At 42.0% G+C, this 15,025-nt stretch carries 17 protein-coding genes; 8 read left to right on the top strand and 9 right to left on the bottom strand.

Annotated elements, in window-relative coordinates; genetic code table 11:
* Positions 1-33: 33 nt before the first annotated feature.
* Both rhlB and ACFN7Z_RS05520 read right to left on the bottom strand, forming a co-directional pair.
* Positions 34-1,185, bottom strand: coding sequence for an ATP-dependent RNA helicase RhlB (gene rhlB / locus ACFN7Z_RS05525; protein ID WP_005400612.1), 1,152 nt, complete (start codon positions 1,183-1,185; stop codon positions 34-36).
* Between the two features lie 97 nt (positions 1,186-1,282).
* Positions 1,283-1,495, bottom strand: a complete 213-nt coding sequence (locus ACFN7Z_RS05520; RefSeq protein ID WP_004648643.1) for a cold-shock protein — start codon at positions 1,493-1,495, stop codon at positions 1,283-1,285.
* Between the two features lie 391 nt (positions 1,496-1,886).
* On the opposite strand from ACFN7Z_RS05520, the gene ACFN7Z_RS05515 reads away from it, so the two are divergent.
* From ACFN7Z_RS05515 to ACFN7Z_RS05490, 6 genes are all read left to right on the top strand, one after another.
* Complete coding sequence (locus tag ACFN7Z_RS05515; protein WP_004696251.1) at positions 1,887-2,120, top strand: sulfurtransferase TusA family protein; 234 nt, start codon at positions 1,887-1,889, stop codon at positions 2,118-2,120.
* Positions 2,121-2,258: 138 nt separating this feature from the next.
* Positions 2,259-3,128: an RNA polymerase sigma factor RpoH gene (gene rpoH / locus ACFN7Z_RS05510; RefSeq protein ID WP_395442594.1), complete on the top strand. Its 870-nt coding sequence runs from the start codon at positions 2,259-2,261 to the stop codon at positions 3,126-3,128.
* 129 nt (positions 3,129-3,257) lie between these two features.
* Positions 3,258-3,623, top strand: a complete 366-nt coding sequence (locus tag ACFN7Z_RS05505; RefSeq protein WP_010327098.1) for a DUF423 domain-containing protein — start codon at positions 3,258-3,260, stop codon at positions 3,621-3,623.
* A gap of 19 nt (positions 3,624-3,642) precedes the next feature.
* On the top strand, positions 3,643-3,840 hold the full coding sequence (thiS, locus tag ACFN7Z_RS05500; protein ID WP_005400611.1) for a sulfur carrier protein ThiS: 198 nt from the start codon (positions 3,643-3,645) through the stop codon (positions 3,838-3,840).
* Between the two features lie 12 nt (positions 3,841-3,852).
* Positions 3,853-4,638, top strand: a complete 786-nt coding sequence (locus ACFN7Z_RS05495) for a thiazole synthase (RefSeq protein WP_010327099.1) — start codon at positions 3,853-3,855, stop codon at positions 4,636-4,638.
* Positions 4,639-4,822: 184 nt separating this feature from the next.
* A complete protein-coding gene (locus tag ACFN7Z_RS05490) occupies positions 4,823-5,548 on the top strand; it encodes a hypothetical protein (protein WP_029575067.1) in 726 nt (241 codons plus the stop codon).
* 40 nt (positions 5,549-5,588) lie between these two features.
* Here the strand turns inward: ACFN7Z_RS05490 and ACFN7Z_RS05485 are convergent, their stop codons facing one another.
* From ACFN7Z_RS05485 to ACFN7Z_RS05475, 3 genes are all read right to left on the bottom strand, one after another.
* Positions 5,589-5,900 carry a putative quinol monooxygenase gene (locus ACFN7Z_RS05485; protein ID WP_010327101.1) on the bottom strand — a complete coding sequence of 104 codons (312 nt, stop codon included), beginning with the start codon at positions 5,898-5,900 and terminating at the stop codon, positions 5,589-5,591.
* Between the two features lie 15 nt (positions 5,901-5,915).
* A complete protein-coding gene (locus ACFN7Z_RS05480) occupies positions 5,916-6,497 on the bottom strand; it encodes an NAD(P)H-dependent oxidoreductase (protein WP_010327102.1) in 582 nt (193 codons plus the stop codon).
* A gap of 156 nt (positions 6,498-6,653) precedes the next feature.
* Positions 6,654-7,265, bottom strand: a complete 612-nt coding sequence (locus tag ACFN7Z_RS05475; protein WP_004982251.1) for a glutathione binding-like protein — start codon at positions 7,263-7,265, stop codon at positions 6,654-6,656.
* A 219-nt stretch (positions 7,266-7,484) separates the two neighbouring features.
* On the opposite strand from ACFN7Z_RS05475, the gene ACFN7Z_RS05470 reads away from it, so the two are divergent.
* Positions 7,485-8,927: a SulP family inorganic anion transporter gene (locus ACFN7Z_RS05470; protein WP_010327103.1), complete on the top strand. Its 1,443-nt coding sequence runs from the start codon at positions 7,485-7,487 to the stop codon at positions 8,925-8,927.
* 63 nt (positions 8,928-8,990) lie between these two features.
* Here the strand turns inward: ACFN7Z_RS05470 and ACFN7Z_RS05465 are convergent, their stop codons facing one another.
* Positions 8,991-11,444, bottom strand: coding sequence for an ExeM/NucH family extracellular endonuclease (locus tag ACFN7Z_RS05465; RefSeq protein ID WP_010327104.1), 2,454 nt, complete (start codon positions 11,442-11,444; stop codon positions 8,991-8,993).
* Between the two features lie 193 nt (positions 11,445-11,637).
* Between ACFN7Z_RS05465 and trmB the strand changes: the two genes are divergently transcribed.
* A complete protein-coding gene (gene trmB, locus ACFN7Z_RS05460; RefSeq protein WP_005400603.1) occupies positions 11,638-12,354 on the top strand; it encodes a tRNA (guanosine(46)-N7)-methyltransferase TrmB in 717 nt (238 codons plus the stop codon).
* Between the two features lie 53 nt (positions 12,355-12,407).
* On the opposite strand, the gene ACFN7Z_RS05455 is transcribed toward trmB, so the two are convergent.
* From ACFN7Z_RS05455 to ACFN7Z_RS05445, 3 genes are all read right to left on the bottom strand, one after another.
* Positions 12,408-13,193, bottom strand: coding sequence for a fatty acid desaturase (locus ACFN7Z_RS05455; RefSeq protein WP_010327105.1), 786 nt, complete (start codon positions 13,191-13,193; stop codon positions 12,408-12,410).
* 127 nt (positions 13,194-13,320) lie between these two features.
* Positions 13,321-14,094 (bottom strand): Rossmann-like and DUF2520 domain-containing protein, encoded by a 774-nt coding sequence (locus tag ACFN7Z_RS05450; protein WP_010327106.1) that lies wholly within the window; start codon positions 14,092-14,094, stop codon positions 13,321-13,323.
* A 90-nt stretch (positions 14,095-14,184) separates the two neighbouring features.
* A complete protein-coding gene (locus tag ACFN7Z_RS05445) occupies positions 14,185-14,982 on the bottom strand; it encodes a thioesterase family protein (RefSeq protein WP_159151649.1) in 798 nt (265 codons plus the stop codon).
* Between the last annotated feature and the right edge of the window lie 43 nt (positions 14,983-15,025).

Raw genomic sequence — 15,025 nt, 5'->3', positions numbered from 1 at the left:
AGCGGTTTTTTTTACACCAATCACGTCAAACGATTAGCAATAACCTTCTAAACGTGTCAGTGGTAGTTTTTGCCCAATGGCTTTTTCAATTTCTGGTAGATAGAATGCATCATCTTCAGATAAGAAACTAATACTCACACCACGCGTACCTGCACGACCTGTACGACCAATACGGTGTACATAGTCATCCGACTGTTCAGGTAAGGTGAAATTCACCACATGCGATACACCATCCACATGGATACCACGACCTGCAACATCGGTTGCAATCATGATGTTATGTTGACCATTTTTAAATTGATCCAGCATTTTCAAACGTTTGTCTTGTGCGATTTCACCTGACAACATCACCACTTTATAGCCATCACGCTTTAAGTTGTCATAGAGTTTACGCACTTGATCGCGACGATTTGCGAAAATCATCACTTTTTCAATGGGCTCATCACGCAGAATGTCTTGTAGCAATTTATATTTATCAGACTTTGCGACCATGTAGACACGTTGTTCAACGTCCGCATTGGTCTTCTTCTCTGGCTCAATTTCAACAGTTACAGGTTCAAACAACCACTGCTGCGCAAGGTTTAAAACATCGTAACTAAACGTTGCAGAGAACATCAGAGTTTGACGCTGTTCCTTACGCGGTGAGAAACGAACAATGCGTTTGACTGAAGGAATAAAGCCCATATCCAATAAGCGATCGGCTTCATCAATCACTAAAAACTCAATCTGGTCGAGCCAAACTTCTTTTTGCTCAACAAAGTCAATCAGACGACCTGGCGTCGCCACCATAATATCGACAGGTTTTTTATCGAGTTGTGCTTTTTGTTTATCAAAGTCAACGCCGCCTAAAAGCGTCACGACATGTAAATCTGAGAATTTTGTGAGTTCTTTCGCATCGCTTTCAATTTGCAGTGCAAGTTCTCGAGTCGGTGCTAAAATCAAGGCGCGAGGTTCACCGCGGTAGCGCTGCTCTTGAATTGGGTTGTTCAGCAAGTCGTTAATCACGCTCACCAAAAATGCCGCTGTTTTACCAGTCCCTGTTTGCGCACGACCAATTGCATCGTGTCCCGCCAAAGTGAATTTTAAAACCTTTTGCTGAATAGGCGTCATATCCTTAAAACCTAAAGCATCAATAGCTCGTTTAAGTTGAGGATGTAAATTTAAGGTTTCAAAACCTGATGACATATAAGTGCGCTCTGACGAAAAATCACGAAAATTGATCTGTAGTATAAACAAAAACGCCCCAATTTACATTGGGGCGTTTTAAAGTACGTTCAGACAATTAGTCTAAAGGTTGTACTTCTTCAGCTTGGAAGCCTTTTTGACCTTTTACAACGCTGAATTCAACGCGTTGGCCGTCACGTAGTGAACGGTGGCCGTCGCCTTGGATTGCACGGAAGTGAACGAATACATCGTCGCCGCCATTGCGTTGGATAAAGCCGAAGCCTTTAGTGTCGTTGAACCATTTAACTACGCCTTGTTCACGAGCTGTCATAAGTTAATCCTCATTGTATCTAAAAGAAGGACCACCCGGTGTTGCAAACAGCAGACCAAACAAGGTTTAAAAATATTTATTATTTCTAAGCTTGTAATCATTCTGTATAACTATTAACAAAATCCCGGTTACATCCATTTGTAAAATAGGATTTAAAACAATTTATGGTTGTGTTAAATCCCAGTACGCGACGAGCTTAACATGGGTTAAAAACAATTCATACCCTTTTTTTTGATTAATCGTCTTTTTAATTCAGCATATTTTTTAACTAGTTATTTGTAATTTTGGATATAGCGACTATAGGCCTATAACACATGAAATATTTGGGTTTTGGCACTGAATTTGCTAATATTTCTACCCACCTAAATGTTGTGAAGCCTTACTAAGCTATATGAGTGATATCGAACAAAATACCAACATTATTGATGCAATGGGGCAACCATGTCCTATGCCTCTGTTGTTGCTTAAACGCGCACTTAAGAAGAGTCCGGCGCAGCATTTTCTATTAAAATCGTCTGATCCGCACAGTCAGATCGATATCACGCGTTATTGCGAAATCCATCATTTAACTTGCGTTTTGAAACAAATTAATGAGCATGAATTTCACTACTTCATTGAATCTTAATTCTTTTCAATTACACTAAGTCTATTCACATTTGCATAAAAGTTTACATTTCTATACCCAATTTTCCGTTATTCAGTGGAAGATTGGATTAAGATAAATTCAATTGTTGGGTAAAAATGAAATCCCTAAGGAGAACACATGAGTGACAGCAGCAATCAATTGATGCCCCTGTCATTATCGGCACCAGGTGTAAACTTGGGCGCTTATATTAGTACTGTCAACCAAATCCCGATTTTGACAGCGGAACAAGAAAAAGAGTTAGCTGAACGCTACTATTATGACCAAGACCTCGATGCCGCTAAACTTTTAGTCATGTCGCATCTGCGTTTTGTGGTTCATATTGCCCGCAGTTATGCAGGCTACGGCTTACCTCAAGGTGACCTCATTCAAGAAGGTAACTTGGGCTTAATGAAAGCCGTTAAACGCTTCGACCCAAACATGGGCGTACGCTTGGTTTCTTTTGCGGTGCACTGGATTAAAGCAGAAATTCACGAATATGTGATTCGTAACTGGCGTATTGTCAAAATTGCGACGACTAAAGCACAGCGTAAACTGTTCTTTAATTTACGTAGTCTAAAAAAATCGTCTAAAAAGCTCACTCTAAAAGAAGCTCAATCGATTGCAAATGACCTCAATGTGACACCTGAACAGGTGTTAGAAATGGAAGGTCGTTTAACTGCTTATGATGCAGCGTTTGAAGTTCAGGGCGATGATGACGATGAAGGTTCAACCCATGTTGCACCTGCGCTTTACCTTGAAGATAACCGCTACGACCCAGCGCGTTTGGCTGAAGAAGAAGATTACGAAGAACAGAGCACCAATGCTTTGCATGATGCGATGGAACAGCTTGATGACCGTTCGCGTAATATTTTACAGCGCCGTTGGTTAGATGATGAAAAATCGACGCTGCACGAACTGGCTGCTGAATATAATGTTTCGGCCGAACGTATTCGTCAGCTTGAAAAAAATGCCATGGAAAAAATTAAAGTGGCGATGTCATCGAACTAAGATGATACCAATACAGAAAAGGGCGAAATGCCCTTTTCTTTTTACCAATAAATGAGGCTTTTTGTCTTTTAACCTTTCTTCAAAATATGCTATTTTGTTGCGCACAGTGATATAAGTAAAGCATTGCATATGTGGATTGCGATTTCAGCTCTGAATTTAGCGTTTGCCGTTATATTAGGTGCCTTTGGTGCACATGGTCTCAAAGCACGTGCTACTGAAGCCCAATTGGCTTGGTGGCAAACTGCAACTGATTACTTTTTTTATCATGCGCTTGGTTTACTGGCGCTTGGTATTTTGGCCAAAGTCATCCCGCAACTTCCCATCAAAACCAGCTTTTTAGTGATTCAAGTCGGCATCTTCTTTTTCTGTGGTTCCCTCTATGTTATGGCATTGGGCTTACCGCGTGGCCTAGGTGCGATTACCCCGATTGGTGGGGCATTGATGATTGCAGGTTGGTTGATTCTGGCATGGAATGCCATGAAATATGCCAAGTAAACAACTAGGGATGAGCACGATGCAGATTTATTTAAACGGCGAACTACAGCACACCGAATGTAAAAACCTGCTTGAACTGGTGCAAACCTTTGCACTTGAAGGCAAACGTTTTGCTGTTGAGCAAAATGAAAACATTATTAGTAAAAGTAAATTGGAATACACCCCAATTTGTGCAATGGATCGAATTGAAATTATTCATGCCGTCGGTGGCGGTTAATACGGAGTTCACATGCAAGACAGCCCTCTCATCATTGGTTCTAGATCATTTCAATCTCGTCTACTGGTGGGCACAGGTAAATATAAAGACCTGCAAGAAACCGATTTAGCCATCCAAGCCAGTGGCGCAGAAATCGTGACGGTTGCGATTCGTCGCGTCAATATTGGTCAACACCCCGACGAACCAAACTTATTGTCCGTGGTCCCACCTGAAAAATACACCATTCTCCCGAATACAGCAGGCTGCTTTGATGCCAATAGTGCCGTGCGTACCTGTATGTTGGCGCGTGAATTATTAGACGGTCATAACTTGGTCAAGCTTGAAGTATTAGGCGATGAAAAAACGCTATATCCAAACATTACCGAAACATTGAAAGCGGCACGTACCTTGATTGACGATGGTTTTGAAATCATGGTCTATACCTCGGATGACCCAATTGTGGCACAAGAACTTGAAAGCATGGGCTGCGTTGCCATCATGCCTTTAGGCAGTTTGATTGGTTCTGGTCTAGGAATTTTGAATCCACACACGATTTCTATTATTAAAGAAAATGCCAAAGTACCAGTATTGGTGGATGCTGGTGTGGGAACGGCAAGCGATGCAGCCATTGCCATGGAACTCGGCTGTGATGGCGTGTTGATGAATACCGCGATTGCTGTCGCTCAGCAGCCAATTTTAATGGCTTCTGCTATGAAAAAAGCAGTTGAAGCGGGTCGAGAAGCGTTCCTCGCAGGTCGTATGCCTCGCAAACGTATGGCCAATGCAAGCTCACCAGAAACAGGTTATTTCTTTAAATAATCTCTTAATCTGTTTTAAGCGATAAAAAGGATTCTTCGGAGTCCTTTTTTATTTATTTCAATATAAAGTCAGTATTTTATGCTGACTTAGCTTGTAGGGACATTCCGCCATACTCTTTGATACACTCAATAATATCCATCTTCAAATATCTATAACCATATAAAAATGAGAGGAAACGATGCCCATGCAAAAATGGATCAGACCAACACTCATACTCAACACCCTATTTTTCATAACACTCACAAGCAATGCTTGGGCCAAAGTAGAGGAAAAACCGACTCTCAAAACAAGCTACCAATCTTTTGTGCCAAAAAACTGGAAGATTTTAGAAAAAGTCCAAGGCGATTTAAACCAAGATGGTCAAGCGGATATTGCCCTGATTATTGAAGACACCAATCCTGAACATATTGTTAAAAATGATCGTTTAGGGAGTGATGTCCTCAATATCAATGAACGAAAGCTTTTGGTTTTATTGAAGCAAACGCATGGTTATCAACTTGCGGCGACTAATACTACTTTGCCGACAGAAGGTGACATAGAGTCCCCTTGCCTCGCTGATCCACTCGGTGAGACTGAAGCGTTAAGCATTCAAAAAGGTGTGCTCAAAATTCATCTGCACTACTGGTTAAGCTGTGGTTCGTGGTATGTGACCAATCACACGTATACCTTCCGATACCAAGACCGTGCATTTAAACTGATTGGTTATGATGTCGATGATTTCCACCGTGCATCAGGCGACATCACGGTGCGAAGTATCAACTTTATGACAGGCAAAGTAAAAAGTACGACAGGCCAAAATGAGTTTGCTGAAAGCACTCAACCTGTCAAAGTTCAATGGACAACACTCAAACAGCGCTACACATTGAAACTCGAACAGGTTCAGTTCAATGAGCCACTGGAGTTTAAATAAACAGAGCGAAGAAAAGCGCTGTCAAACTCATATGCATCACTTATTGCGCTTCTAAAATACGAATTTGTACATGAGCAACTGCACCTTCGGTTGCTTGAGCATGTTGCTGCATATTGACACTGTGCATATGTGTTTCTAAATGCTTCATGCTTTCCCATTTTTCATACATCATGATTGAAAACGGTACTTTGGTTTGTAATGCACTCTCAACAGCAGGATGGTCGATATACACATCATAGAGATGGCAACCGGGCTCTTGTAATACTTGCTCACGGATGTTGTTGAATGAATCAAGAACCGTTTTAAAATCTTGCTCTGAATGACAAATAATTTCAGCAATGACAGTTAACATACTCGCATCTCCCAATTAAGCAAAAACTTGCGTCAAATGGTCACGGTACTGTGCCATATAGGCTTCAACTTCAGGTGCTTTAATCACATCATTGACAATAAAAGTCGGTAAGGTTTGCATCCCTAAAAATTGATTGGCTTTGTGAAAAGGTAAATAAACCCCGTCGACCCCAACCCCATGAAAAAATTGTTCAGCGTCGTTAAATGCATCCATCGGCGCATTCCACGTCAACGACAGCATATAGTTTTTATCGTGAATCAGACCGCCTGAACCATACTTTTTTGAAGCATCTGCACGTGAGCGACCATCATTGGCATACAGACTACCGTGCCCTTCGGTAAAGACATCATCGATATACTTTTTCACAGTCCACGGCGCACCCATCCACCAACCCGGCATTTGGTAAATCACGGTGTCTGCCCACAGAAATTTCTCCACTTCAACTTTTGCATCATATTCGCTGTCGGCGCGTGTCACTTGAACCTGATGTCCTAAGTCTGACAACACCTCTTGTGCAAGTTCAGTTAAGGTATCGTTCAACTGACCATTTGAGTGTGCAAAAGTTTTCGCACCATTAATTAATAAAATATTTTTCATGGGAAGAGCCTAAAAGCCAAAATCTATGCACGCACTATAGAGACTCTGTTCAGCGCTAAAAAGTAGTGAATTTGCAAAATATTATTGACTAATTATCAACAATAAACTTTAAAGTATAAAAAAAGCGCCTTTCGGCGCTTCTTCAATGCATCAAAATTAAGGAATTAGACCTTCATCTCGCATTGCAATTTGTACTGACTGACGTTCAGCCACTTTATTACGAATAAAGATAATATTTTTATACGGTGATAAATCATGTTCGATGCCATTTGACCAATTGGTGAGGACAAATAAATATGCATCCGCAGGGCCAAAATTATCATCGACCAAATAGTCATGATCCGACTCACCAATTTGTTTATCGATATAACTGAGTAAACGATCAATCTCTGCATAAGCTTTTTCTTTGGCAGCTGTATCTAATGGCGCACCAAAGAAAACGGCATAAGCATCGTGCAATTCAGAGTTTAAATAACCTAACCATTCTAAAACTTTGGCACGCCCCAAACCCGATGGCGGAATAAGATCTTGTTTTGGATCATGTTGTGCTAAAAATGGCAAAATGGCTACATTTTCAGTCAGAATCAAACCTGGATTAATTTCTAAAGCGGGTACATATCCTTTTGGATTAATTTCGTAATAATCAGCACCTTTTTCTGTTTTATGTGTTTTTAAATCTACTCGGACTAAATCAAAGTCAACATTAATTTCATTGAGGATAATGTGCGCCGCAAGCGAGCACGCACCCGGTGCATAATAAAGCTTCATATCTGATCCTTGTTATAACTCTATTCTCTGTTTTAAATGGCTTCTAACAAACTTTCAAGTGATCAAAACCTGTAAATTGCAAAAAAGCGTAAACGAAAAATCATTCGTTCGCCTATTGAATATTGTCTAATTCACATTTTTTTTCAAGTACAACAACACTGCAATTTGCAACAGAGTTGTTTTAACATAGCCCCCTTGACCCTAAAATGAATTTGATCTGTGATTAGCCTTAAAAAAGATGAATGGTTTTCTAACATTCGTACCGATGTTCTAGCAGGTTTAGTGGTAGGACTTGCCCTGATTCCCGAATCTATTGCTTTTTCAGCAATTGCAGGTGTAGACCCTCAAGTCGGACTGTATGCCTCCTTTTGTATCGCAGTGAGCATTGCTTTTTTTGGCGGTCGTCCAGCCATGATTTCAGCAGCAACAGGTGCGATGGCCCTACTCATGATCACACTGGTCAAAGAGCATGGCCTACAGTATTTACTGGCGGCAACCATTCTCACAGGTGTCATTCAGATCGTTGCGGGTTATTTTAAAGTTGCCAAACTGATGCGTTTTGTGTCGCAGTCAGTGGTGTATGGTTTTTTAAATGCGCTAGCGATTTTAATCTTCGTGGCACAACTTCCAGAGCTCAGCCAAATGAATTACTGGGGCTATGCATTTGTCGCTCTTGGCCTCACGGTAATTTATCTGTTTCCCTATCTACCTAAAGTGGGAAAAAACATTCCCTCACCACTTATTTGTATTCTTGTCCTGACTGCTTTGGCGCTGTTTTTAGGCACGGATATGCGTATGGTCAGTGACTTAGGGCATTTTCCCGATACTTTACCTATTTTTCTACTTCCTGATATTCCACTAACCCTTGAAACGCTGCAAATTGTCTTCCCTTACGCCATCACATTAGCGACCGTCGGTTTGCTTGAAACAATGATGACCACCACGGTGGTAAATGAAGTTACAGGCACTGAAGGTGACCGTCATCAAGAATGTCGCGGACAAGGTATGGCCAATATTGTGAGCGGTTTTATGGGCGGTATGGCAGGCTGTGCCATGATTGGACAGTCTGTGATTAATGTCAGCTCAGGTGCACGTACTCGACTTTCAACCTTAGTGGCTGGTGTGTTTTTACTGTGTTTGGTGGTGTTTTTTAAAGACTGGCTGTCCTATATTCCAATTGCGGCGCTGGTTGCAATCATGATCATGGTGGCATTTACAACCTTCCAATGGGACTCAGTTAAAAACATCGCTAAACACCCGCTACAAAGTAATGTAGTGATGCTCAGTGTCGTGATCATTGTCTTAGCCACACATAATCTTGCCTTAGGTGTCTTTGTCGGAGTTTTACTGTCTGCATTATTTTTCATTAACAAGCTGGAAAGTACGGTTCATGTCCAGTCGGAACTACATAACCATACCCGTCGCTATCTAGTAAGCGGTCAAATTTTCTTTAGTAGTTCAGAGAAATTCTTTCAGTTTTTTGACTTTAATGAACATATTCAGAAGGTTGAAATTGAACTCAGCCATGCACATATTTGGGATATGACTTCAGTCCAAATGTTAAATGCTGTAATTGAAAAGTTTGAAGCCCACGGTGTAGTGGTCGAGGTGTTAGGCTTAAATGAAGCCAGCAGCACCCTCATTGACCGTATCAGCTCATAAAGTTCAAACCATAGACAAAACAAAAGGGCGATGACGCCCTTTTACTATTATCCATAAAGCGAGTTAAGACTGATTCTTGCGACGTCTTAGACTGCCATACAAGGCCAAACCAATTAACCCTAATGCAGACCACAGCCCTGTACTTCCGGCATGGGTTTTATCATCATCGTTAACCACTGCATCGTTTAAGTCTAAATCCACAATCACAGGGTCATGGTCAGAAGAGCGGTAAGCATCGTCTGCATAGAATGCAGCAATTTGCTCCTCCGTTTTATATTCTTCGTTATAGTCTAATGCGGTCGGCTCATCCGCATTGATATGCCATGCAAATGCTTTTTTCACCAAAGGATAAAGTGCTACATCAGCAATCGCATGATCTAAATTGCCTGCACCACCATAACCTTGAGCATTACTGGCTACGCCGAAAACATAGCTATAAGCTGCTTTCCCCTGACCAATTTTTTCATCATTCAACAATACTTTATAGTTGGCTTGTTCAAGCGCCAAAATGGGATCTTCTTTGGCATAACTGTTCAGATCACCTAACAGTAAGACATTCGGTTTACTCACCTGTGTTGGATTCTTCGCGACCCACTGCATTAACGCTTGTACCGCTTTAACGCGGGTTGGATTCCAGCAACCTTGACCATCGCCCTGATCTGCCTCTATTGAGGTTTTATCATCTGGACAGCTACCTTTAGACTTCAAATGGTTGGGAATAACCGTAAAAGTCTTCCCGCCTGATAAGGCTTGAAAGGTTTGCGCCATCGTGACTCGATTTTTCTGACTCTGGTCATCAAAGACCGCTGCAACATTGATTGGTTTGACGCGCTTAGCGTTATAAATAATGGCAACAGCAATCGCATCGGTTCCAAGTTTGTCAGCATTCGGAGGCGTTACATATTTCCAGTCACTCCCCAGCGCTTGGGCTAAATAAGCAACTGCACTACGCTCGCCATAACCATTGTTGGCAATTTCCATCAGACCATAAACATCCGCATCAATCGCTTTTAATGCACTGACAATTTTCTGATGTTGCTTTTTAAACTCAGCTTCGGAACTTGCACCACGTTCAGTTGGAAAACCTTGTGCCAAACCATTGTCATAATTCAGTACATTAAATGCTGCAACACGAACTTGCTGTGTAGCCTTTGCTGGAACGCTTGCACGTGGGTTTGTCGCGTCTAAGACTTGTGGCGCTGTTGCACCAAGCACAGGTTGAATTCGCCATTGGTTATAGCGGTATTCTAAAATGCCTTGTACATTTTGCAGTTGTGCACCTGTACGTAGGGTGTTTTTAGCACTAAAGGAAGTTGGCAACCACGGCGTTCTGTTCTGATTGTTATAGCCATCATCCAAAATAAGTTTAGAACGCAAATTCTGTTGTGCCAGTGCTTTGGCTTCGGTTGAATGGGCAGGATATAAATTGGTTGGAATATATAAACGCGCAGGGCTTAAAGCCAGTTCTCCAAAACGCCCATAGTTATAGTTTTCACTGACCGTGAGCGTTTGAGGGATGTTCACCAACATGCCCTGATAGCGTTTTGGTGCATGACCTGACATTTCAGTCAAACTATCAAAAGGCAAATTGATCGCCGTTGGTTTAACCCAATCACTTGCCGAAGGATTACAGACATTAATATCGCTACTTAAATCTTGAAGCTGTAATTGGTTTTGATAGGTTTTTAACTTGCCTTTGAAAATGACTTCCTGCCCCACTTGACCACCTGTCACACTACTTGAAGAAGGAACATAGACAAACACCGCATTACTGCTATTGGCTTTGGCTTGAGCATCTGGGGTTTGGACAAAGAAACCTGAGAAACCATTGTTATAACGATAATCTGCCGTAATTACGCCTTTCACCACATATTCCTCCTCTTGCGCTGCACTTTGCAATGTCGCAATTGGGGTCGCTGTCGTACTACAGCTCACGGAGCTTAGAGGGGGTGCCGTATTTCCAGCAAGATAACTGGAAAATGCATTTCGGTCTGACCATTTTTCCCATGCCGATGCCAAATCAAACGGTGCGCTAACGTCAATCCCTGCACTGGATACATTATTACTTAATAGTGTGCGTTTAAAACTATTCGCTGTTGCAACACTACCCCATCCAGTGCTTGGTCTTTCACCCACTGTGCCAAAGCGGTCAATCGCAACGCCATTATGATAAAGCACCAAAGCATCGTCACCATTGAAAGCTAAGTTCGCCTGCTGTTGCACCGTATCGCCTAGAGCTTCTTTTAAAGCAGAATGCCCGACTAGATAATGCCCCTTTGCTGCCAATTGCCCTGTCAAACTCACCGTCAAATTTGCACTGTTACTGCCATTTGCGTATTGCTTGATCTGATATTCTGCCAAGTTGACCGTCGTCGGATCTGGATTATAAATTTCCAATCCTTTCTTATTTGAAGTTCCATCTACATACTGACTAAACAATAACTGTGCATAGGCAGGAAAGGAACAACCCGCCAAAATCAGGCTCAGGCTTAATATCTGTGGCTTAAAATTTTTCATCATTTTTTTATCAGTTGGTTAAATCAGCTGGCAGGTTAATTTTTATTCGTTACATCATGATTAATAAATGATGACAATTTCTAGGCTGCGCAAACATGGTGGTGCTGAATTTAATAAATTCTGAGTAAAAAATTTGACTTGTCCTGCTCAGGACTTACAATACCGCTTTCGAATTTCTACATCTGCCAAAATTATGACGAATGATCAATTAGACCAGCAAGTCGTCGAGCTAGACAACTTAAATGAACACCGCGAAATTGTGACATTTATGCGTCGTTCATCTCCGCTGAATACCTCGCAACGTACTGCGCTTGAACAATATGGTCACATGATTTTGGAATACCCTGTAGGTGACCTACGCCAGCAGTTTGAACATCCAGAGCGTCCGCTCACGGTTGAAATTGGCTTTGGTATGGGACGTTCATTGGTCTTGATGGCGCAGGCCAACCCTGAACGTAACTACGTCGGGATTGAAGTGCATGTTCCAGGGATCGCGCAATGTGTGTATGAAGCTGGAATTGCAGGCTTAACCAATCTTCGTCTTTTAGATGCAGATGCTATTCAAGTCTTACGTGAAATGCCAGACAACAGCATCAATGCTGTGCAACTGTACTTCCCAGACCCATGGCAGAAAAAACGTCACTTCAAACGTCGCTTCGTGTCACATGACCGTATGCCACTGGTTGAGCAAAAGTTGGAAATGGGTGGCACATTCCACGCAGCAACTGACTGGGAGCCGTATGCAGAGTGGATGATTGATGTACTCGATAACCGTCCAAATCTTGAAAATATGGCAGGTAAAGGCAACAGCTACCCACGTCCAGACTGGCGTCCACAAACTAAATTTGAACGTCGTGGACTCGAAGAGGGTCATAAGATCAACGACTTCTTATTTAAGAAAATTAAATAAGTTTTGTGTTTAAAAAAATAGGGCTTAGTGCCCTATTTTTTATTTTGAAATGATTAAAACACATGTCGAATTTCAACCGTTGGATCATGTTCATCCAAGCGTTTTGCCAAAATATGTAAACGTCGTGTCGGCACTGCGGGAAACAAATGATGCTCCACATGATAAAACATGTTATAGGTCACGACCCGTTTAAACTCATTACGCACTGTACGCGCCATATACACATGATCTTCTGTATCATGATGTACCGTCCACACCGCAAAAAACGCCGTCATACATTGCCCAATTAACATGGCACTGACATGATATTTTAAAATACTGATATCCAAGATCACAAAAACCAAAAACAATACAATGACGTTGGCAACCAGTTCAGCAGACATCCATTTTTTCTGGGTTTTAGTCCCAACCTCAAAGGCTTTTTTATGCAACATCCATGGAAAAACTGGGCCAAAAAGCAAAGCTTGCCACCACTTCATGGTTGCACTTTTCGCTTCAATATCTTCTTCCTGCATGCAATGCTGATGGTGACGCAGGTGATTAATTTGTACAGCATGCATCGAGCCGAGCATGACGATGCTCAAAAAAAACATGACCCAATGAGTCGCAGGACGGCTAATACCTAGGGCAAAATGAAAAGCGTTATGCACCTGTCTGAGTCCTGTTAAGAAAAACATAAACGAGCAAAACAGCGCCAAGACATACCACTGTAAACTTGCAAAAATGAAAGAGACAATCAACCACGGTAAAGAAATAAATAACTCACTGACAACATCGGTACGGCCTAACTGTACGAGATCTTTCCACTGCACTTGTTCTAATAATGAATGTGAACGCATACGCCCTCTATTTGTTTGTATTTATTTTAAGCAATACTGTACCGAATCTTAGGACATAAAAAAAGCCACGTTTTCAGTGGCTTTGCTTGTTCTTTGTGGCTTGCATCATCGTTTCTTATTTTAAATGTTAACTGTGACGTTGACTGATTTGCTGACTCATTAAGGCATACACTTCGGCAAGATTTTCTCGTTGAACTTGTGCAAGCATCTGTTGATGCATCTGTAGAATATTCTGATCCTGACGCATCGCAGGGCCAGTTTGCATCTGCTTCGGGTCATTCTGTGTGACTTTCTGCGCGGTTTCTAAAATCAAGGGGTATAACAGACTAAAATCGACCTGCTCTGCATCCACCACTTGTTTCGCCATGTCATAACAATAATTACTAAAATTACAGGCAAAGACAGCCGCTAAATGCAAACTTAGACGCTGTGCAGAGCTGTAGCTATACACGCGTTGGCTCAGGCTTTCTGCCAGTGTATGTAGTCTTTGAAGATCCGTATTTTCAGTGGCTTCTACAAACAACGGTGTATTTGACCAATCAATTTCACGTTCTAAGCTAAAGGTCTGTAAGGGATAAAAAACTCCTGCACGTGCATGTTTCGTCGACAAAACTGAAAGAGCTGTACTCCCTGAAGTATGTACAATCAACACATTCGGCAGATATTCAGTCAATGCCGAAATCACATTCGGAATAGACTGATCACTTACTGCAATCATCACCAAATCCACATCAACATTTAACTGCTTAAAATGACTGACCGCCTTTGCATGTGCGACTTGCGCTAAATCCGCAGCTTTGTCGAAGCTTCGGCTATAAATATTGATGATTTCATGCTGAGACATCAGGGCTTTGGCCAAATGATGAGCCACCCGTCCCGCTCCAATTAAACTGATCCGCATCTTCATTTCACTATTTTAAAGTGCCTACAGCATGCCAATAAAAAAAGGATGAAGCAATTCATCCTTTTTTATTAAATTAACACTGACCCACTAAAACTTACGCAGGGTCAAAATCTGTTCACTACGACCAAATGGCCCTTGCTCATCGTGCAAAACCGCACTGGTTAAACCGATACCATCATCACCATATTGCTGCGTCGCTTCCAAACCTAACCATTTCCCTTGGGGTAAACGGTATAAATGCAGTTGTAGGTCTAAATTGGGAAAGCCCCATCCAGATGCTGGATTTTGACGTGGGACAATACCGTTGGCTGTATCGACCATGCCCAATAAGCGCACAAAACTCGATGTGTCCTGACCTTCCACCATGTCCAAATCATTATGTAACCAAACAATGCCTTTACCCGCACGGTGCCCTTCTGCTGCACGTGTCTCAATACTCTGGATATAACCACCCGGCCAACATTTCATCCCATCCCATACTGGCAAAGTTTCAGGATCTACAATCGGTTGATCTTCCAGCCCTGCAATTGCACTGGTATCTTGCTTCATCATTTTCCAAGCACGGGCCACAATACAAGTCTTCCCGTTTGCTTTCATTTCCGCCTCGATCATTTCAATGGTTTTTCCAGCACGAATGACACGGGTATGCACGGTAAACTCACCAAAAGCGATCAGTCCAAAAATATCTAAACTCACGCGTCCAATGCGCATCTCATGGCGTGTTTGAAACTGCTCTAACTCCGCACACAAAACCCCTGTTGCAGGTGCCATGTGCTGTTCATGCGGATTCCATGCGCCTTGTGCATGAATATTGGACAGATAAGACGCCGTACAGCTCCCATCACTGTGCTGTTCACGATTTAAAAGTTGATAATAGGCTGCCATGTATATTCCTTCACTCTTATCTTTAAAATGTATCTTTTTACTG

Source organism: Acinetobacter sp. P1332 (assembly GCF_044057475.1).
Classification (GTDB): Bacteria; Pseudomonadota; Gammaproteobacteria; order Pseudomonadales; family Moraxellaceae; genus Acinetobacter; species Acinetobacter johnsonii.
Note: the sequence above shows the minus strand (reverse complement) of the source record. Positions and strands in the feature narration are given on the sequence as shown.